This window comes from Actinoplanes sp. NPDC048967, from assembly GCF_040649415.1.
GTDB lineage: Bacteria > Actinomycetota > Actinomycetes > Mycobacteriales > Micromonosporaceae > Actinoplanes.
In genome coordinates this window covers 649,753-668,915 of sequence record NZ_JBEZFL010000005.1, presented here as the reverse complement: position 1 = coordinate 668,915, position 19,163 = coordinate 649,753, and the positions used below count along the sequence as shown (strand labels likewise).

Here is a 19,163-nt window from a genome sequence, read left to right as displayed (position 1 = left end):
GAACCGTACGCCGGGCCGAAGATCACCAGCAGGGCCAGGTCTTCGGTCACGTCCACGAAGCGGTGCTCCTCGCCCGCCGGTACGAAGATAACCGCGCCCGGGCTCACCTCGGCCCGGCCGTCGGGGGGTGACGATGGTGGCCCGGCCGGCGGTGACCACGTAGATCTCGTCCTCGGTGTGCGGGCTCTGGTCGTCGACTCCCCCGGCCGGGATGCAGTACGTCCCCACCGACAGGTCCGGCACAGCCAGGTGTTCCACCCAGTCGTTGACGGCCCCAGAAGGCGACGTCCACACCCCTGCGCCCTTGATGATCTGCATGGCGGCAGCCTAGGGGGTGTCGAGGTTCGGGCCATGCCGTTCGTCAGCTCGGTGTGCGCAGGATGGCACGCGGTCGAGAGGAATCCGCACCTATCCGGGGATGGCCAGGCCGCGCGCCGGGAATAGTCTGGTGTGAGACGCATCGGCCCAGAAGACAGACCATGGACACGTCAAATCTCGTACGCAACACGGACCAGGTCAGCTGCCTCAATGACCGGGACGAATGCGTGACCACCGTGGTGGTCCGCGGACCCTGGGGCAACCAGCTGCGGACCTTGATGTCGCGCGTGCTCCGCGCGTGTGTGGCTGAGACGCCTCGGGTGATCGTCGTGGATCTGTCGGAGCTGTCCGACGACCAGGGCGAGTCCGCCATGACCTGGCAGACGCTCACCCGGTTCGCCGCCCAGCGGCGCGCTCCCATCGGGCTCATCGTGTGTTCCAGCCCGCCTCGGGTGGCCGAGCGACTGCAGGCCAGTTCCACCGGAGCCGCCGTGACGACGGCCGAGACGGTGGCCGCGGCACGAGCTGCCGGCGCCGGCTATCTGCAGTGGCCGCATCAGCATCGGTTGCCGCTACCACCGGATCGGGTCGCCGTCTTCCTGGGTGGCCGGACAGTCCACGATCTCTGCATCAGTTTCGGCCTGCCGGCGCTCGCCCCGACCGCCCGGCTGATCGCGTCCGAGCTGATCAGCAACGCCGTCGACCACGCCCGGACCGATCTGGATGTCGCCCTCTCGGTCCGCGGGGACGTGCTCCACCTGGGCGTGTACGACCGGCATTCCGGGCTCCCCGTGGTCGCCGAGGCCGAACCGTGGCATCCCGACCAGCTGCGTGACAAGCATGGCGCCGGTCTGTGGCTGGTCGACGCCGCCGCCACGGCCTGGGGTGCGCTGCCCTGGCACAGCGGCAAACTGGTGTGGGCCACCCTCGCCATCGACGGCTGGGCGATCGATGAATGACCGGGCCGGCCCCGCCGCGGGTGCTGATCCCCTGCGCTTCCGGGTGAGCCACGGCGACGATCGGGTCACCGTCGTGCTGTCCGGCGATCTCGACCGGCTGACCGGCCCCACCGTGCTGGATCTCGTGGACCTCGTCATGCAGCACCCGGTCCGTCGCATCGACATCGACCTGGCCCAGGTCGAGTTCCTCGACCTGGGCGGACTCCGCACGCTGCTGCGCGTGCACCAGCGCGCCGCCGGTGACGGCATCCTGGTGGTCATCCGGAACCCGCGGCACTACGTCCGCTGGCTCCTGGAGACCACCGGCGCCGCAGAGTTGCTGCTGGAGAACCATCCTTCTTCCCGGGGTCCGGCCGGGTCGGCACTGACCTGGGTCAGTCGGCACACCGAGCCCGACGCGTACGCACGTCGTATGCGGGAACGCAGCGGCCGCGCCGACGATCGGGACCGCCTCGCGGACGAACGCGAGAAGATGCTGGACGAACGGCAGCAGCGGGTCGCCGACCATCAGCAGTGGGAGGACATCCGGGAAGACCTCGCCGATCAGCGTGAGATGGACCTGGAACGGCGGGAACGCGACGACTGAGTTCGCCGCTGCTGTCGAGGTGCCGGTCACGACGTTCGTCATCACGGTGTACGCCTACCGAGAGGAGCACTGTCATGCGGTACGTCATGATCATCACCGGGGACGAGTCGCACTGGTTCGGGGCGGCCGCCGCTTCCGGGCTGCTCGATGAGGTCAACGCCTGGTGGCAGAAGTGGCACGACGCCGGCAAGGTTGTTCGGGGCGGCGCTGAGCTGCAGCCCTCCAGCACCGCCAAGACTGTCGGTCCCGGTGCTGACGGGCAGCCGACCGTCACCGACGGACCGTTCCTGGAGCTGAAGGAGGTCGTCGGCGGGTTCATCCACCTGGTCGCCGACGACATCGACGACGCGGTGGCCGTGGCCGCCACCTGGCCCGGGATCACCGCGGCGGGTGATCGGATCGAGGTCCGCCCGATCGTGGAGTAGTCACCAGGGCGTCGAGGCGGCGCGCCAGCAGTTCCCGTTCGGCCGGGTTCGTGGCCAGGGCCAGGGCTCGGCGGGTCGCCTCGATCGCCTCCGGTTCGCGGCCCAGCCGGCTCAGCAGGTCGGCCCGGGTCGCGTGCCAGAGGCGGTAGCCCGCGAGCCGGTCCGCCAGGTCGTCCACCTCGGCCAGCGCGGCCGCCGGACCGTCGACATAGCTCGTGGCGACCGCCCGGCCCAGCAGGACCACCGGCGACGGACGCATGATCCGCAGGTGGTCGTAGAGCCGGCGGAGCGCGACCCAGTCGGTGCGCGCGTAGGACGGGGCCGCCGCATGCTGGGCGGCGATGGCCGCTTCCAACTGGTACGGGCCGGGGCGATCGTGACCGGCCGCACGGGCCAGCCGCCGTACCGCGGTGTGGATCAAGGTTTGGTCCCAGCGGGACCGGTCCTGGTGCTCGAGCAGCACCAACCGCTCCTCGGCGTCGAAGCGGGTGCCGGAACGGGCCTCGTGGAGTTCGAGCAGCGCGGCGAGGCCGGCCACCTCCGGCTCGGCGGGCATCAGAACGCTCAGCTGCCGGGCCAGGTCCAGGCCTTCGCGGGCCAGGTCGCGGCGTTCGTGAGCGTCGCGGGACGAGGCCAGGTAGCCCTCGTTGTAGATCAGATAGACGACGGCGAGCACGGCCGGCAGCCGGGCGGCGTACTCCTGGGGCGGGGGTGGCTCGAACCGGACGCCGCTGTCCCGCAGCCGGCGTTTCGCCCGGGTCAGGCGTTGCGCCATGGTCGTGGCCGGCAGCAGGAACGCCGCGGCGACCGTCTCCGCCGGCAGGCCGGCCACCGCGTTCAGGGTCAGCGCGAGCTGGGCCGGCTCGGCGAGCGCCGGGTGGCAGCAGGCGAAGATCAGGGCGAGCCGGTCGTCGCCCGTCGGTTCCGGCGGCGGGGTGCTCGCCAGCGCGGCGAGCTTGTCGCGGCCGGTGGCCTCGCGGCGGAGCCGGTCGACGGCCTTGCGCCAGGCGGTGGTCACCAGCCAGCCGGCCGGATTTTCCGGTACGCCGTCGCCGGGCCAGCGGTTCAGGGCCTCGGCGACCGCGTCCTGCAGGGCCTCCTCGGCCCGGTCGAGGTCGCCGAGCCGGCGGGCCAGCACGCCGAGCATCCCGGCCGCGTCCGCCCGCCAGACCTCGTCCAGCACAGTCCGCGCGTCACCCACCCGGCCAGTCTGCCGAGTCCTGGCCAGTCTGCCGAGCGACCCGGCCCGCCGAGCTGGACCTGGTCCGCCGGCCGAGCTTCAGTCCGGTCGGTTGCCGAGCCGTCGACCTTCGCCCGGCGGGGCGTCATCGTCGCGCCGCGGCCGGCGGCGGACGAGCGCCACCAGCACAGCCACCAGCGCGATCACCGCCACGTGGGCCACGACCACGCCGACCACCTGGGCCGGCGACATCAGAGCTTGAGCTTGCGGCGGATGTCCGCCCGCAGTTCCGCGGGCAGGTCGTCGAGCTCCAGATAATCCCGGAGCCGGCCCGAGTCGTGCATCCACGCGTGATAGCTGTCGCCGATCGTCACGCCGTGCGCGGGACGGTCCACGATCCGTACCTCGTCACCGGCCCGGACGTCGCCCGGCCGCACCACCCGCAGGTACGCGCCCGGCCGGCGTTCCGCCGCGAACCGCTTCACCCAGCGAGGCTCGCCCATCTTCCACTGGAACGTCGCGCACGGGATGCGCCCGAACGTCGTCTGTAGCACCAGTTCCGCGCCGATGGCCCAGGTCTCGCCGAGGACCGCGCCGTTGACGTCGAGTCCTTCGGTGGTCAGATTCTCGCCGAAGATGCCGCCCGGCAGGCTGCGGCCGAGCTGCTGCTCCCACCAGTCGTAGTCCTCCCGGGCGTACGCGTAGACCGCCTGGTCGTCGCCGCCGTGGTTGTGGGTGTCGAAGATCTGGTCGCCGACCAGGCCGCTGTGCAGGCCGGTCCGTTTCGGACCAGGGGCACGCACCGGGACCGGGTGGTCGACCGGCTGCTTGTTGATGCCCGTCATGCCGACGTTCTTGGCATCGCTCTGCTCCGGGACAGCCAGGTTGACCTGCAGGACGGTGGCTCTGCTCATGCGGGGAACTCCACGGTGCGGCGGTCCTCGATCGGGGTGTAGCCGAGGCGTTGGTAGAGGGCGTTGCTGGTCGGGTTGCCCAGGTCCGTGAAGAGGACCACGTCGGTGGCCCCGGCGGCCAGCGCAGCCCGGGTGACTGCCACCGTAGCGGCACCCGCGTAGCCCTGGGCGCGGTGCTCGGGGGGCGTGTAGACCGCCTGCACCCGCACCATGCCGGCGGCCGGCCTGGTGATTCCGGCCATCGAGACCGGGCGGCCGTCGACCTCCCAGAGCAGCAGACCACCGTGCGAGAGCTTGTCGTCGACGAGCTCGGCCGAGGGGTCCGCATCCTCGCCGAGGTCCTCCTGGAACGCGATCATCCAGTCGATCAGGAGGTCGCGGTCGCGGGCCTCGGCGACCCGGCCGGCGCCGGGAGCCGGCGGGTCGGGCGGAGTCAGGTCGGCGAGCCGGTACAACCGCTGCCGGCCGGTGACCCGCGGGGTGACACCGGTGAGGCGCTGCCATTCGGCGGCGAACGCCTCCACCACCTTCTCCGGTCCGGCGATGCCCGGCAGGTCCGTCCCGGCAAGGCTGACGGCCAGCTCGGCGGCGGCCGCCGGAGGCATCTCGGAGAGCAGAGCACCGCGCGGCGGCGTACGCAAGAACGCCCCGTCGCCACACCAGCCGAACACCGCCGCGCCGTCGCCGAAGGCGTGCGGCCCGCGTTCCCGCAGCGTTCCGGTGATCGTCAGCAGCACGGTGTTCTCCACCGGGCGAGCGCGCAGGAACTCCCCCGCCCCGCTCAGGAACTCGTCCACGTTGTTGGTGATGTGCCAGGCCATGCCGTCATCCTCGGCCCCGCCGGAGCCCGGCGCATCCCTAATTCGGCAGGCCCCACGCCTTCGCGATCCGGGCCAGCGAGTCCCGCCGCGTGGCCGGGTCGTAGACCGTGCCGGCCAGGATGAGTTCCTTGGCCGCGGTCCGTTCGACCAGCTCGTCCAGCGCCTGCACCACTTCCTCGGCGGTGCCCGCGTACTGGGTGCCGGGGAGCTGGTCGAGCAGCTGGCGATCGAGGTCGGACAGCTCGCGGGTGGCGGCCTGCTCGGGCGAGACGATCGGGCCGAGCCGGCCGGTGCGCAGGCTCAGCGCCATGATCCGGCTGGGGCCGGCCAGGAACTGCGCCTCCTCGTGCGTCTCGGCGGCGATCACCGAGGCGCTGACCATCAGGTGCGGCTCGGGGAAACGCGGCGACGGCTGGAAACCGTCGATGTAGAGCCGGGCGGCGGTGTCCACGTCGGAGCTCATGGCGAAGTGGTACGCGTAACAGAACGGCAGTCCGAGCGCCGCCGCCACCTGGGCGCCGTACGTCGACGAGCCGAGCATCCAGACCTCCGGGTAGGTCGCCGGGGCCGGTGTCGCCCGCAGCCGTTCGATCCGCTCGGGGGCGACCCGGTCGTCGCCGAGCAGCGCGAGCACCATGCCCAGGTGGTCGGGGAACTGCTCGACGGTCAGGTGCGGCGACACCCCGCGCAGCGCGGCCGCCGTGGCCTGGTCGGTGCCGGGCGCGCGGCCGATGCCGAGGTCGATGCGGTTCGGGTGCAGGGCCTCCAGCAGCGCGAACTGCTCGGCCACCACGAAGGGCATGTGGTTGGGCAGCATGACGCCGCCGGAGCCGACCTTGATGCGCCGGGTGTTCGCCGCGAGGTGGGCGATCAGCACCGGCGGTGAGGTGGACGCGACGGCCGGCATGTTGTGGTGCTCGGCGACCCAGAACCGCGAGTAGCCGAGGTCGTCGGCGGCCTGGGCGATCTCGGTGGTCCCGCGCAGGGCGTCGGTGCTGTCGTGACCCTCGCGGACGGTGGCGAGATCGAGCACGGACAGGGGTACGCGACTCATGAGGTGATCCGTTCCGGAAGAGATGGCGTGACGAAGGCGAAACCGGCGCGGAGCAGCTCGTGCAGCCCGGTGATGCCGGTGTCGGCGTCCCAGTGCGGGCAGGAGGTGTTCAGCACCGTACGGGCGGCATTGATGGTCAGGTCGAGCCGCAGGCCGTCCAGGTCGGCGTGGCCGGCGGCCCACTCCCGGACCGCGACCCAGAACTGGTCGGCCAGCTCCCGGGAGCAGCCGGCCAGCTCGGGCGAGGCGAGCCGGACCCGGCGCTGCAGCAGCATCCGGTCGGCCGCGGCCGTGGTGTAGCCGATCAGGACCTCGCGCAACGACGACCAGAGCGGCTCGCCGGCCGGGCGCTCGGCCAGCAGCGTGGCCCAGAGGGCGGGGTCGTCGGGGTCGGGGTCGAAGACGACCGACTCCTTGCCCGCGAAGTAGTTGAAGAACGTGCGCCGGGAGATGCCGGCGGCGGCCACGATGTCGTCGACCGACACGGCGTCGAAGCCGCGCTCGGTCATCAGCCGCAGCGCGGCCGCGTGCACGAGACGCCAGGTCTCGCGTTTCTTACGCTCGCGGACGGGACTGGAAACCACCACAACCCCGACCGTACGCCGGGTGCACTGGGTGCAACTTGCACTCGGTGCATGAACTGCGCCACACCCGCCGGGGTCAGCGTCGGCGCTGCTGCCGCCGGATCGCCTGCACGCCGACCGTGGAGGCGCCCAGGGCCGCTCCGGGCACCAGCAGCCAGATCGGCCACGGGTAGACGTACCCGTCGACGGTGACCGCGACCAGGAACCAGACCATCAGGTTGACGGCGGTGACCGCGCCCCAGATCGTCCACAGCACGAGCAGCGCCATCGGCAGCTTGCGTTCCGCGCGGCGCACCTCGGCGGCCTTGCGGGCGCTCACCTCGGCCGCGCTCACCCCCGGCCGGGGCAGATCGGCGACGATGATCAGCAGCTCGGCGTAGGTACGGGCGGCGTAGGCCTGGCGCACCCGGTCGTCGTACTCGTTCAGCGAGAGACGGCCCTCGTCGAGAGCCGTCTTCAGCTGGTCAGCGATCTTGTGACGGTCGGCGTCGGCCGCCCGCAACGTCTCGGCATCACGGTGCGGCACGACGTCCTTGGCCATGACAGCAGGTTAGTGGAGCGGCACGCCCTGCTCTAGACCTGAACCTGGCCGCCGTCCACAAAGACCTCACTGCCGGTCATGAAGCTGCTCTGCGACGAGGCGAGGAAGAGCGCGGCGTTCGCGATCTCGTCCGGGTGACCCATCCGGCCCATCGGCACGTCCTCCGTGAGCTGCTCGTGCAGGGCAGCGACCTGGGTGGCGTCGGCCGCGAGCCCGCTGAGCCCAGGGGTGTCGGTCGGGCCCGGCGTCAGCGTGTTGACCCGGATGCCGCGGCCGGCCAGCTCCGCGGCCCAGGTGCGGCCGAAGGAACGGATGGCGGCCTTGCCCGCGGCGTACGCACCGAAGGCCGGCGAGCCCCCGGCAGCCGAGGTGGACCCGGTCAGGATGATCGACGAGCCATCCTTGAGCAGGGGCAGCGCCTTCTGCACGGTGAAGATCGTGCCCCGGACGTTGCGGTCGAACGAGCCGGCCAGGTGCTCCGGCGTCGTCTGCTCCAGGGTGGCGAACTCGCCGCCACCGGCGTTGGCGAAGACCACGTCCAGCGCGGTGATCCCGGCGAAGAGGCGGTCCAGGTCGTCGGGGTGGCTCGCGTCGCCCTGCACGCCGGTCGCGTTCGGCCCGAGCTGGGCCACGGCGTCGTCGAGCTCCCGCTTGCGGCGGCCGGTGATCACGACCCGCGCCCCCTCCGCGACGAAGCGCTTCGCGGTGGCCAGGCCGATGCCGCTGGTGCCGCCGGTGACCAGGGCCGTCTTGCCGTCGAGCTGTCCCATGATGTTCCCTCCGATTAACGTACCGCTCGGTACAGAAAGCACGCTACACCGTTCCGTACCGAGCGGTACAGTAATGTGATGAGCACTGCACCGGAGCGCGGGCGGCCCCGCGGGTTCGACACCGCGGTCGCCTTGGAGCGCGCCAAGGAGGTCTTCTGGAAGTACGGCTACGAGGGCGCCTCACTGACCGAGCTGACCGCGGCGATGGGCATCAACAAGCCCAGCCTGTACGCGGCCTTCGGCAGCAAGGAAGAGCTGTTCAAGCAGGCCGTCCAGCTCTACGCGGAGCAGGACATGGCGTACGCCCGCAACGCCCTTGATCAGCCGACCGCGTACGAGGTGGCGGCGGCACTGCTGGGTGACAACGTCCGCGCCCTCACCCGGGAGGACACCCCACCCGGCTGCCTGTCGATCCAGGGCGGCACGGCCTGCGGGGCCGACAACGCCGGCATCTCCGCGTTCCTGGCGCACAGCCGGCTCGCCGGGGAGGCCGCACTGGCCGCCCGCTTCGCCCGCGCGAGGGACGAGCGTGACCTGCCTGCCGGCACGGACCCGGCCGGGCTGGCCCGCTTCGTGATGATCGTGGCGGAGGGCCAGGCGGTGCACGCCGCCGCCGGCATCAGCCGGGAGCAGCTGGAGCAGTCGACCGACCTGGCCCTGCGGGCGTTCCCTCAACCCGGCGCGGAGCACTGACGACTCAGGGCAGCCGCTCCAGGTACGCGGTCGAGCCGTCCAAGGGGTCGGCCACCCCACGGCCGGGCGGCTGCTCCCGCATGGCCGGCAGCAGCCGGGCCACGTCCTGCGCGGCGCGAGACCGCGCGGCGACCACCTCGTCCGCCCGCCCCAGCGCGCCGCCCGACCGGCCCGCGACCGCGGCCGCGGCGAGCGCCAGGCCACCGGCCAGCGCGAACGCCCACCGCGCGGCACCCGACCGGTCGACCACCGTCCCCGCGGCAGCGCTGCCGACCGCGCTCGCGGTGACGGCCATGGTGATCACCCAGGTGTACGCCTCGTTCAGCATCTCGCCCGGGGCGATCCGGCTGACCAGATTGTTCTCCACGGTCAGCGCGGGCGCCATCGCGACGCCGCCGACGATCAGCACCACCGCCAGCCACCAGGGTCCCGGCGCGGCGACCAGTGCCAGGAAGCCGATCCCGATCGCCGCGAGCAGGACGGCGTACCGGCGGCTGGGTTCCGTGGCCGGGCGGCGGGTCCCGAAGTACACACCGCCGCCGGTGCTGCCCAGCGCCCAGACACCCAGCAGCACCCCGCCGAGGCCGGCGCCTCCTCCGTGGGCAGCGGCGAAGGCGGGCACGCCGACGGTGACCGCGCCGAAGCCGGCCCCCAGCAGCCCGGTGCAGAGCAGCAGCGAGCCGAACCCGGGGGTGCGGCGCATCGGGCGACGGGCCGTCCGCCGGGGGAACCGCAGCACCGGCACCCGGGCGACCGCCAGGCCGCCGAGCAGCGTGACCGCCGCCGCGACCAGCAGCGCCGGGCCGTAGCCGAGCCGGAGCACGGTCAGCGCGGCCACCAGCAGCGGGCCGATGACGTAGATCAGCTCGAACAGCGACGTCTCGGCGGCCAGGGCGGCCTGCCGCACCCGTGGCCCGACGGCGCCTCCGGTCATGGTCGTCCAGGCTCCGCGGATCGCCCCGGTCAGCGGCGGATAGGTGGCTCCCGCGATCGCCGAGACGACCAGCAGCAGCGGTAACGCCGCGTCGGTCAGCAGGGCCAGCGCGGTCAGGACGAGGGCGTGGGCCAGGGCGCAGAGGCGCAGCACCGGCGCGGGGCCGATCCGGTCGGCGACGCGGGCGGTCAGCGGGTTGACCACTGCGCCGGCGAGCGCGTAGCAACCCGCGGCGAGGCCACCGGCGGCGTACCGGCCGGTGGCCTCCTCGACGAGCAGCAGCAGGGCCAGCGGGGTCATGGCGATGCCGAGCCGCGACACCATCCCGGCCATCAGGAGCGTGGGGGCGTACGGAATCCGCCATACCGTCCGATAACGACCTGCTGCCATCACCGGAACGTAGCGGCGCGGAGCCGCAATTCCCCCTTCTATCAGGCTAAAGGGGTGATGACGACAATCCGACAGGCGTCAGTGCGCCGCCGCCATCGCCTGCTCCAGCCGCTCGGCCGCACGCCGGTCCGCCCGGGCCATGGGTCCGCTCGGTACTGCGGCCACCAGCGAGGCCAGGACGAGCACCGCGGCCGCGAAGACGAAGGCCCACGGCAGCCCGCCCGGCTGGTCCACGATGGTTCCCGCCACCGCGCCACCGGCCGCGCTGCCCGCCACGGACACGGTGACCACCCAGGTGTACGCCTCGTTCAGCATGCCGGCCGGGGCGATCCGGCCGACCAGATTGTTCTCCACGGTCAGGGCCGGAGCGATCGTCGCGCCCCCCACGACCAGGGCGATGCCCAGCGACAGCGGATTCGGCATGGCGGCCAGCACCAGGAAGCTCAGGGCGACCCCGCCGAGCAGCCAGGCGAACTGGCGGGGCAGGGCCATCGCGGGCCGCCGGGTGCCGAACCAGATGCCGCCGATCGCGCTGCCCACACCCCAGACACCGAGCAGGACACCGCCGAGGCTGTCACCGCCGCCGTGCTGGCCGGCGTACGCGGGCACGATCACGCCGGCGGCGCCGAAGGCCGTACCGAGCGCGGCGACACAGACCAGCAGGGCGCCGAAGCCGCCCACCTTGAGCGGGCCCAGGCCGCGGGTCGTGTCGGCGTCGACGTGGCGGACCCAGTGCCGCATGATCGGCAGCGACGCGATCCACAGAGTGCCCGCGAAGGTCGCCACAGCCGAGGTGGCCAGCGCGGTCGCGGGATCGTGGGTGAGCACGAGCAGGGCCGCGACCAGCATCGGGCCCAGCACGAAGACCAGCTCGAAAAGGGACGTCTCGGCGGCCATCGCGGCCTCCCGCAGGCCGTGCCGCCCGCTGCCCACCGCGGTGGCGTCGGTCCAGGCCCGGCGGATGGCCGCGGTCAGCGGCGGGTACGTCGCACCGGCCAGCGCCGACGCCACGAAGATGCCCGGCAGCGCCGCCTCGCCACCCCGACTGACCAGCAACAGGCCGACCAGGGCGAGCGGATGCAGCACCGCGGTCGTCCACAGCACCGGTGACGGGCCGATCCGGTCGGCCAGGCGCCCGGCGACCGGGCTGATCGCGGCTCCGGCCAGCGCGTACATGCCGCCGGCCAGGCCTGCGGCGGCGTACCGGCCGGTGGTCTCCTGGACGAGCAGGAGCAGGGCGAGCGGGGTCATGCCGATGCCCAGGCGGGCGAGGATGCCGACGATCAACAGGACCCGGCCGCCCGGCATCTGCCACACGCCAAGGTACTGACGCAGTGCGGTCATCAGGTCCTACCTCCTCGTGGTGAGCGTCGAACGTAACTGTCGGCGGGCAGGTAACACACGTGAAACAAGGCTGGGTGTCACAGACGTCACCCCCGCCTCGGCATGCGAGACGGGGGTGACGGTCGGGGCGGGGTCAGCGCTGGAACTGCACCGGCCCGGTGCCGGTGATCGCGGCCAGCTGGTGCAGCCGCTTGATCCGCTCGGCCATCGGCGGGTGCGTCGAGAACAGCGACGCGATGCCGCCGCCGCGCAGCGGGTTGGCGATCATCAGGTGCGCCGAGGTGGCGAGCTGACCGTCGGCCGGCAGCGGCAGCCGCTGCGCGCCGTACTGGATCTTCTCCAGGGCGCTGGCCAGAGCCAGCGGGTCACGGGTCAGGGTCGCGCCGGACGCGTCGGCCTGGTACTCCCGGTTGCGGCTGATCGCGAGCTGGATCACCGATGCGGCCAGCGGGCCGAGGATCAGCATGAGCAGCAACGACGCGGGGTTCGGGCCGTCCTCGTCGTCCGAGCCACCGAACGGCAGGAAGATCGCCAACTGGGCGAACATCGTGATGATGCCGGCCAGCGCCGCGGCGACGCTGGAGATCAGGATGTCGCGGTTGTAGACGTGGGACAGTTCGTGGCCGATGACGCCGCGCAGCTCACGCCGGTCCAGCAGCTGGGTGATGCCGACGGTGACCGCCACGGCGGCGTGCTGCGGGTTGCGGCCGGTCGCGAACGCGTTCGGCTGCATCGCCGGGCTCACGTACAGGCGTGGCATCGGCTGGCCCGCCTCCGTGGCGAGCTCGCGCACGATCTGGTGCAGCGCGGGGAACTCGGCCTCGGAGACCGGGCGGGCCCGCATGGACCGCAGGGCGATCTTGTCGGAGAAGAAGTAGCTGCCGGCGTTGAGCGCCAGCGACAGGACGACGGCGAAGACCAGCCCGCCGCTTCCTCCGAGCCAGTAACCGACGGCCAGGATCATGGCGGTGAGCAAGCCCAGCAGAGCGGCCGTCTTGAGGCCGTTGTGATGGCTGTGCACGATGGTGCTCCTTCGACGTTGGGGCCGGTGGGCCCACGTCTCATGGAACATCGACAGGATGTGGATTCATCCAGCTGTAGCTGTGAGTTCGCTGTAGGTGATCATCGATACACCCCGGGTCATCCGAGCAGCGCGTCGAAGATCCACTGTGGGGCGAAGCCCAGGACGACGGTGACCGTGACAGCCACCGCGACCGCCGCGGCCACCGGGCGGGGCACCGGCACCCGGGGGTGGGTGGCCGCCTGGAGCAGCTCCGGGTCGGCGACCGCGGTCACGGTGGATCCGGTCGTCGCCGGTTCGGGGGCGGGGAGGTCGGCGAAGTGCACGCCCACCGGCTCGGGGCGGGTGTAGAGCAGGGCAGCCACCCGGACGTAGTAGGCCAGGGCGATGAGGGCGTTCAGGGCCACCACCGCGGCCAGCCAGCCCCAGCCCGCGTTGATCAGGGCGGCGACCACGGTCACCTTGGCGAACAGACCGGCCAGGCCCGGGGGTAGACCGGCCAGACCCGCCAAGGCCAGCACGAGCGCCGCGCCCAGCCACGGCTGACGACGGCCCAGGCCGCGAAGATCCGCCAGCTCGCCACCGTCGGCGTCCGGGCCGCGCAGGGCCACCACCACGGCGAACGCCACGAACTCGAGCACGACGAAGAAGACCGCGTACGCGATCGCCGCCGGCACCCCCGCCGAGCCCACCGCCAGCGCCGCCAGGATGTAACCCGCCTGGGCCACCGACGACCAGGCCAGCAGCCGTACCGTCCGGGTCTGGCGCAGGGCGACCAGGTTGCCCACCGTCATGGTCAGCACGGCGAGGACCGCCACCAGCGGCCCGGTGTCCAGCCGCTGCACAATCGCGGCCAGGGCCACCACGCCGCCGAGCTTGGAGGCCGTCGACAGGTACGCCGCCACCGGCACCGGTGAGCCGTCGTAGGTGGCCGGCGCCCAGGCGTGCAGCGGGACCGCCGCTACCTTGAACGCGAAGCCGATCACCAGCAGCGCCGCGCCGACTGCCCCCAGGGGCGCGAGCGGGCCCGAGCCCCCGGTGAGCACGGCCAGGTGCAGCATGCCGGTGGACGCGAAGAGCAGCGCCGCGCCGAGCAGGGCGATGGCCGTGGAGATCACGCTGACCAGGAAGAACGTGACCGCGGCGGAGGCGCCGGTGGTGGTCACCCGCTCGCGGGGCGCGAAGCGGCGCAGGCCCACGAGCACGTACAGCGGCAGGGTCAGCGTCTCCAGCCCGACGATCAGGGTGATCAGGTCGCCCGCGTACGCGATGACCACTCCCCCGGCCATCGAACTCACCAGCAGGAAGCAGAACTCGCCGGCCGGGGCGATGCCCGCGCGCAGCGCCGGGGCCGACAGCGCGAGCACGCCGATCGTCAGCGCCGCGAAGAGCACCGCCACCACCGCCGCCTGCGGGCCGCTCACCCAGGAGCAGTGCTCGGCGCCGCAGAAGGTCGAGGCCGGGCGCAGCCCGAGCGCGACCGCCCCGCCGATCGTGACGAGCCCGCCGGCGATGCCCGCCGGCAGCACGAACCGGCCGAAGGCCAGCTCCAGCACCAGGACGAGCAGCGCGGTGCCGCCCGCCGCGTACAGCGGGAACAGGGCGAAGTGGTTCACGGTCTGGGTCATGGCAGGGCTCCGGTCAGGGCGGCCACCGGGTCGGCGGTCGCGGCGAGCACCAGCGCCGGCACCAGTCCGATGGCCAGCGCGAGCAGCACCAGCGGCGACCACGCCAGCCATTCGGGGCGGGTGATGCCCGCGAAGCCGGCCACCGCCGGGCTCGCCGGGCCGTGGGTGACCCGGCGCAACAGCCGCAGGAAGTACGCCGCGGTCAGGGCACCGCCGATCGCCGCCAGCACGGCCAGCGTGATCCACAGGGGGCCGCCGCGCTCGGTGGCGGCCACCACGGCGAACGCCTCGCCCCAGAAGCCGGCCAGGCCGGGCAGCCCGAGGGAGGCGATCGACGCGAAGGCGAGCAGGCCGGCCAGCCGCGGTGCGGTCTCCCGCAGCCCGCCGAGGTCGGCCAGGGCGCCGGTGTGGGCCCGGTCCTTGATCGCCCCGGCCAGGAAGAACAGCAGGCCGGTGATGACGCCGTGGGCCACGTTGCCGACCAGCGCGGCCTGCAGGCCGGTCGCGGTCAGCGTCGCGATGCCCAGCAGGACGAAACCCATGTGCCCGACGCTGGAGTAGGCGATCAGCCGCTTCAGCTCGGTCTGCCGCAGGCACACCAGCGACCCGACGAGGATCGCGGCGACGGCGAGGACCCCGAGCACCGGGGCGGCCCAGGCCGCGCCGAGCGGGGCCACGCCGACCCCGACCCGGATCAGGCCGTACGTGCCCATCTTCAGCAGCACGCCGGCGAGGATCACGCTGCCGACCGTGGGCGCCTCGGTGTGCGCGTCGGGGAGCCAGGTGTGCAGCGGCCAGAGCGGCGCCTTCACCGCGAACGCGACGGCGAACAGGGCGAACGCCGTGCACTGCACTGTGCGGGACAGGCCGGTGCCGCCGGTCAGCGCCATCAGGTCGCCGGTGCCGGCCGCGATGACGACGGTGAAGACGCCCAGCAGGAGCAGCAGCGAACCGAACAGGGTGTAGAGCACGAACTTGCGGGCCGCACGGCGGCGGTCCGGGCCACCCCAGCCGGCGATGACCGCGTACATCGGCAGGAGGACGACCTCGAAGAAGATGAAGAACAGCACCAGGTCCAGGGCCAGGAACGTGCCGAGGATGCCGACCTCGAGCACCAGCAGCAGCGCCGCCAGCGTCCGGCCGCGACCGCCGTCGGGCACCTTGCCCACCGTGTACGCGCAGCAGAGCAACGTCAGCAGCCCGGTCAGCACCACCAGCGGGTACGAGATCCCGTCGACGCCGAGGTGGAAGTCGACCCCGAGCGACGGCACCCACGACGCGGACACGTCGATCCACGGCAGCAGAGCCGGCGGCTGGTCACCGTAGGCGAACCAGCCGTAGTCGGCGTTCGGCATCGCCAGCAGCGCGGTGAGCACGAACGTCACCGCGGCGAAGACCATGGCGACGATGCGGGCGCCCCGATCGATCCGCGCCGGCAGCAGCGCTACCACCAACGCGCCCAGCGCCGGCACCGCCAGGACGGCGATGAGCAGCACCTGCGCGAGTGAGCCGCCGCTGGTGACGTAATCGCGGTAGGGGGTCATGAGGCTGCTCCGTAGATCGCCGCGACGACACCGAGCACGAGCGCACCGGCGAAGACCGCGACCGCCGCCCGGGGCAGCGCCGCGCGGTGGGCGTTCGCCAGCACGACGCCGAGCCGGGTGGTGGAGGAGCCGGTGCCCTCGACGGCCGCGTCGACCACCCGCTCGTCGAGCAGGCGCAGGGCGGTGGCGAGGGCGCGTACCGGGCGTACCACCAGGCGGTCCTGCACGTCGTCGAGCCGGAAGCCGGCGGCGAACAACGGCCGCCACCGGCCCAGGGCCTGCGCCGGGTCCACGCCGGGCGCGGTGTGCCACAGCCACCACGAGCTGCCGGCGCCGAGCGCGAGCAGGACCAGCGGCAGCACGATGCTGATCTCCAGGTGCGGGGCCTCCAGCTCGAGCGCGCTGCGGAACCCGGGCAGGAAGGCGGCCAGCCCGAGCAGCGCCGCGGGGATCGCGAGGAGCTGCACCGGCCACAGCATCAGGCCGGGCGGATCGTGCGCGGCGCCGGGACCACGCTCGTAGCGGGCGTCGTCGAAGCCGACGTGCCACTCGTCGGTGCGGGACCGGGCGTGGCCGAAGAAGGTGCGCAGCAGCAGGCGGGTCGCGTACCAGGCGGTGATCGCGACGCCGAGCAGCCCGGCCACCCAGACCACCCAGCCGACCCAGGCCGGGGCCGGGCCCTGGCCGTCGGCCGCGTGCGCGGCGGCGACCAGGACGTTCTCCTTGGACCAGAAGCCGGCCAGCGGCGGCAGCCCGGCCAGCGCGCCGAGCCCGATCACGAACGCCCAGAAGGTGCGGGGCAGATGCGTGCGCAGACCGCCCATCCGCGACATCAGGTTGGTGCCGACCGCGTGGATCACCGCGCCGGCCGCGAGGAACAGCAGCGCCTTGAACGCGGCGTGGGTGAGCAGGTGGAACAGGGCCGCGGCGGGCGAGCCGACGGCCAGGGCGCCGGTCATGTAGCCGATCTGCGAGACCGTGGACCAGGCCAGCACCCGCTTGAGGTCGTCCTGGGCGGTGGCGGCGAGCGCGCCGAGCAGCAGCGTGATCGCCGCCATGACACCGAGCGTCGCCAGCGCGCCGGGCGAGCGGGCGAAGAGCGGGAAGAGGCGGAAGACCACGTACACGCCCGCGGCGACCATCGTGGCCGCGTGGATCAGGGCGGAGATCGGCGTCGGGCCGGCCATCGCGTCCGGCAGCCAGGTGTGCAGCGGGAACTGGGCGCTCTTGCCCGCCACCCCGGCCAGGATGAGCAGCAGCGCCACGGTCAGGTGGGCCGGTGAGCTCGCCAGCACGGCGGAGATCTCGAAGCTGCCGGCCGAGACGCCCAGCAGCGCGATGCCGAGCAGGAAGCCGACGTCGCCGACCCGGGTCACCAGGAACGCCTTGACCGCGGCCCGGGGCGCCTCGGGCAGCCGCCGGTCGTGGCCGATGAGCAGATACGAGCAGACGCCCATCACCTCCCAGCCGACCAGCAGCATGATCAGGTCATTGGCCGACACGACCAGCAGCATCGCCCCGGTGAAGATGCTGATCTGCGCGGCGTAGGGCGCGTAACGCGGGTCGTCGTGCAGGTAGCCGACCGAGTAGACCTGCACGAAGAGCGCGACCACGGTGACGGCGAGCGCGACGTAGAGCGCGGCCGGGCCGAGCGAGACGCCGAAGGTGACCGGCAGGTCGCCGAAGCGCACCGCCTGCACCCCGAACTCGACCGGGTCGTCCGCGACCACCAGCAGGAAGACCACGTCGGCCAGGGCCAGCGCGGCACCCGCGATGCCGAGCGTGGCGGCCCGGCGGCGTCGCGCGCGGCCACCGTCGCCGGCCGGCAGCAACAGACCCAGCAGCCCGGCCAGCACCGGTACGCCGAACAGCGCCGTCCCGAAGACCTCCGCGATCACCGGCTGACCTGCTCATCGTCATGGTGCAGGGCGACCTCGTCGACGTGCACCGCCCGGCGCATCCGGTAGTACTGCAGCACGATGGCCAGGCCCACGCCCACCTCGGCGGCGGCCAGCACGATGACGAACAGGGCGAACACCCCGCCGGAGTGCGCGGGCCGGCCGTTGGGATACGCCCAGGACTCGATCTGCACGCCGACCAGGGTGGCCCGGACCGCGGCGTCGGCGGTCACGAAGATCAGGTTGACCGCGTTGAGCATCAGCTCGACGGCCATCAGCACCAGGATCGCGTTGCGCCGGCGCAGCACGCCGTAGACGCCGAGCCCGAACAGCAATGCACCCGTCACGTACGGGATCACGGCATGCATCAGGCCTCATCCCCCTTGCGGGCGCCGATGTCCGGACGCGACAGCACGATCGCACCCACCAGGGCGGCGAGCAGCAGGATCGACAGCACCTCGAACGGCAGCACCCACTGGCCGAAGATCTGCGTGCCCATCCGCTCGGTCGTGCCCGGGGCGGGCCGGTCGTAGAGCGTCCAGCGGAACGCGTCGGCCAGCAGCACCGCCAGGCCCAGCCCGACCCCGCCCCCGACGATCAGCGCCGGCCAGGCCGGGCGGTCCAGGTCACGGGAGGGGCCGATCGGCGCGCGGGTCAGCATGACCGCGAACAGCAGCAGCACGACCACCGCGCCGACGTAGACCAGGATCTGCACCCACGCGACGAGCTCGGCCCCGAGGACCAGGTAGAGCCCGGCGACCGCGCCCAGGCTGATCACCAGGTAGAGCCCGGAACGGACCAGGTGGGTGCTGGTGACGACCGCCGCGCCGGAACCCACCGCCACGGCTCCGAGCGCCAGCAGCAGCACGTCGGCGACCGTCACTTCTCCGGCTCCGGGCGTACGGCCGGACGCGCGGTCTTGGCCGGGGTGGCCGCACCGGGGCCGGCGGCCTTGCGCGCGGCGGTGGCCTCCTCCTTCGACGGCTCGCCGAGCACGTCGTGGGCCGGCGGCGGCGGGACGGTCCGCATCCAGTCGCCGAGGCGGTCCTTGTCGTGCAGCAGGTTCAGCACGTCGGTCTCCGCGTACTCGAACTCGGGGGTCCAGTGCAGCGCGTCGAACGGGCAGACCTCGATGCAGATGCCGCAGTACATGCACAGGGAGAAGTCGATGTCGAACTTGTCGAGGACGTTGCGCTGCCGAGCCCGGGCGGCACCGGGAACGACGACCTCTTCCTTGTGCGAGTCGATGTAGATGCACCAGTCCGGGCACTCGCGGGCGCACAGCATGCAGACCGTGCAGTTCTCCTCGAGCAGGGCGATGACCCCGCGGGAGCGCGGCGGCAGGTCCGGCTCGACGTCCGGATACTGCTGGGTGCTGCTGCGCTTGGTCATCGTCTTGAGCGTGACGGCCAGGCCGTTGATCAGGCCCTGGCCCGGCGTGTGCCGATCTCCCTGCTCGCTCATAAGGGCATATCCTGCCCGGTCGCACCGGCGGAGGCGAGCACACCCCCGCTTCTGTCGTTCGACAGTTACGGCCGGGGCCCCCAAGACGCCCGGCC

General features: G+C 72.7%; 21 protein-coding genes. 4 read left to right on the top strand and 17 right to left on the bottom strand.

Annotated elements, in window-relative coordinates:
* Window positions 1–479 precede the first annotated feature (479 nt).
* From AB0C12_RS24900 to AB0C12_RS24890, 3 genes are all read left to right on the top strand, one after another.
* Window positions 480–1,277 (top strand): ATP-binding protein, encoded by a 798-nt coding sequence (locus AB0C12_RS24900; protein ID WP_360551748.1) that lies wholly within the window; start codon window positions 480–482, stop codon window positions 1,275–1,277.
* The gene (locus tag AB0C12_RS24895) at window positions 1,270–1,863 is read left to right on the top strand and encodes an STAS domain-containing protein (protein WP_360551746.1); all 594 of its coding nucleotides are present in this window, start codon (window positions 1,270–1,272) and stop codon (window positions 1,861–1,863) included. The genes AB0C12_RS24900 and AB0C12_RS24895 overlap by 8 nt, the downstream gene beginning before the upstream one ends.
* A gap of 74 nt (window positions 1,864–1,937) precedes the next feature.
* Window positions 1,938–2,288: a YciI family protein gene (locus tag AB0C12_RS24890; protein ID WP_360551744.1), complete on the top strand. Its 351-nt coding sequence runs from the start codon at window positions 1,938–1,940 to the stop codon at window positions 2,286–2,288.
* Here the strand turns inward: AB0C12_RS24890 and AB0C12_RS24885 are convergent.
* The 8 genes from AB0C12_RS24885 to AB0C12_RS24850 form a co-directional block, all read right to left on the bottom strand.
* A complete protein-coding gene (locus tag AB0C12_RS24885) occupies window positions 2,242–3,489 on the bottom strand; it encodes a DUF6596 domain-containing protein (protein WP_360551742.1) in 1,248 nt (415 codons plus the stop codon). The genes AB0C12_RS24890 and AB0C12_RS24885 overlap by 47 nt on opposite strands.
* 78 nt (window positions 3,490–3,567) lie before the next feature.
* Window positions 3,568–3,720, bottom strand: a complete 153-nt coding sequence (locus AB0C12_RS24880; protein WP_360551740.1) for a hypothetical protein — start codon at window positions 3,718–3,720, stop codon at window positions 3,568–3,570.
* Entirely contained in the window at window positions 3,720–4,382 is a 663-nt protein-coding gene (locus AB0C12_RS24875; RefSeq protein WP_360551738.1) for an MOSC domain-containing protein, read from the bottom strand. Before AB0C12_RS24875 ends, AB0C12_RS24880 begins: the two co-directional genes overlap by 1 nt.
* Entirely contained in the window at window positions 4,379–5,203 is an 825-nt protein-coding gene (locus AB0C12_RS24870; protein ID WP_360551736.1) for a GNAT family N-acetyltransferase, read from the bottom strand. Before AB0C12_RS24870 ends, AB0C12_RS24875 begins: the two co-directional genes overlap by 4 nt.
* A 37-nt stretch (window positions 5,204–5,240) precedes the next feature.
* On the bottom strand, window positions 5,241–6,257 hold the full coding sequence (locus tag AB0C12_RS24865) for an LLM class flavin-dependent oxidoreductase (RefSeq protein ID WP_360551734.1): 1,017 nt from the start codon (window positions 6,255–6,257) through the stop codon (window positions 5,241–5,243).
* Window positions 6,254–6,844, bottom strand: coding sequence for a TetR family transcriptional regulator (locus AB0C12_RS24860; RefSeq protein WP_360551732.1), 591 nt, complete (start codon window positions 6,842–6,844; stop codon window positions 6,254–6,256). Before AB0C12_RS24860 ends, AB0C12_RS24865 begins: the two co-directional genes overlap by 4 nt.
* A gap of 73 nt (window positions 6,845–6,917) precedes the next feature.
* Complete coding sequence (locus AB0C12_RS24855) at window positions 6,918–7,382, bottom strand: DUF1707 domain-containing protein (protein WP_360551730.1); 465 nt, start codon at window positions 7,380–7,382, stop codon at window positions 6,918–6,920.
* A gap of 32 nt (window positions 7,383–7,414) precedes the next feature.
* Window positions 7,415–8,152 carry an SDR family oxidoreductase gene (locus AB0C12_RS24850; protein ID WP_360551728.1) on the bottom strand — a complete coding sequence of 246 codons (738 nt, stop codon included), beginning with the start codon at window positions 8,150–8,152 and terminating at the stop codon, window positions 7,415–7,417.
* A 78-nt stretch (window positions 8,153–8,230) separates the two neighbouring features.
* Here AB0C12_RS24850 and AB0C12_RS24845 point away from each other — a divergent pair, with 78 nt between their 5' ends.
* Window positions 8,231–8,845 carry a TetR/AcrR family transcriptional regulator gene (locus AB0C12_RS24845; protein WP_360551726.1) on the top strand — a complete coding sequence of 205 codons (615 nt, stop codon included), beginning with the start codon at window positions 8,231–8,233 and terminating at the stop codon, window positions 8,843–8,845.
* Between the two features lie 4 nt (window positions 8,846–8,849).
* Here AB0C12_RS24845 and AB0C12_RS24840 read toward each other — a convergent pair whose 3' ends face one another.
* From AB0C12_RS24840 to AB0C12_RS24800, 9 genes are all read right to left on the bottom strand, one after another.
* The gene (locus AB0C12_RS24840; RefSeq protein WP_360551724.1) at window positions 8,850–10,169 is read right to left on the bottom strand and encodes an MFS transporter; all 1,320 of its coding nucleotides are present in this window, start codon (window positions 10,167–10,169) and stop codon (window positions 8,850–8,852) included.
* 78 nt (window positions 10,170–10,247) lie between these two features.
* Complete coding sequence (locus AB0C12_RS24835; RefSeq protein ID WP_360551722.1) at window positions 10,248–11,513, bottom strand: MFS transporter; 1,266 nt, start codon at window positions 11,511–11,513, stop codon at window positions 10,248–10,250.
* Window positions 11,514–11,646: 133 nt separating this feature from the next.
* Complete coding sequence (gene htpX, locus AB0C12_RS24830) at window positions 11,647–12,585, bottom strand: zinc metalloprotease HtpX (RefSeq protein WP_360551720.1); 939 nt, start codon at window positions 12,583–12,585, stop codon at window positions 11,647–11,649.
* 68 nt (window positions 12,586–12,653) lie between these two features.
* Entirely contained in the window at window positions 12,654–14,162 is a 1,509-nt protein-coding gene (locus AB0C12_RS24825) for a proton-conducting transporter membrane subunit (RefSeq protein ID WP_360551718.1), read from the bottom strand.
* Window positions 14,159–15,706, bottom strand: coding sequence for an NADH-quinone oxidoreductase subunit M (locus AB0C12_RS24820; RefSeq protein WP_360551716.1), 1,548 nt, complete (start codon window positions 15,704–15,706; stop codon window positions 14,159–14,161). Before AB0C12_RS24820 ends, AB0C12_RS24825 begins: the two co-directional genes overlap by 4 nt.
* Window positions 15,703–17,604, bottom strand: a complete 1,902-nt coding sequence (locus AB0C12_RS24815) for an NADH-quinone oxidoreductase subunit L (protein WP_360551714.1) — start codon at window positions 17,602–17,604, stop codon at window positions 15,703–15,705. Before AB0C12_RS24815 ends, AB0C12_RS24820 begins: the two co-directional genes overlap by 4 nt.
* Window positions 17,601–17,972, bottom strand: coding sequence for an NADH-quinone oxidoreductase subunit NuoK (nuoK, locus tag AB0C12_RS24810; RefSeq protein WP_360551712.1), 372 nt, complete (start codon window positions 17,970–17,972; stop codon window positions 17,601–17,603). The genes AB0C12_RS24815 and nuoK overlap by 4 nt, the downstream gene beginning before the upstream one ends.
* Window positions 17,972–18,487: an NADH-quinone oxidoreductase subunit J gene (locus tag AB0C12_RS24805; RefSeq protein WP_360551710.1), complete on the bottom strand. Its 516-nt coding sequence runs from the start codon at window positions 18,485–18,487 to the stop codon at window positions 17,972–17,974. The genes nuoK and AB0C12_RS24805 overlap by 1 nt, the downstream gene beginning before the upstream one ends.
* The gene (locus tag AB0C12_RS24800; protein WP_360551708.1) at window positions 18,484–19,068 is read right to left on the bottom strand and encodes an NADH-quinone oxidoreductase subunit I; all 585 of its coding nucleotides are present in this window, start codon (window positions 19,066–19,068) and stop codon (window positions 18,484–18,486) included. Before AB0C12_RS24800 ends, AB0C12_RS24805 begins: the two co-directional genes overlap by 4 nt.
* Window positions 19,069–19,163 lie beyond the last annotated feature (95 nt).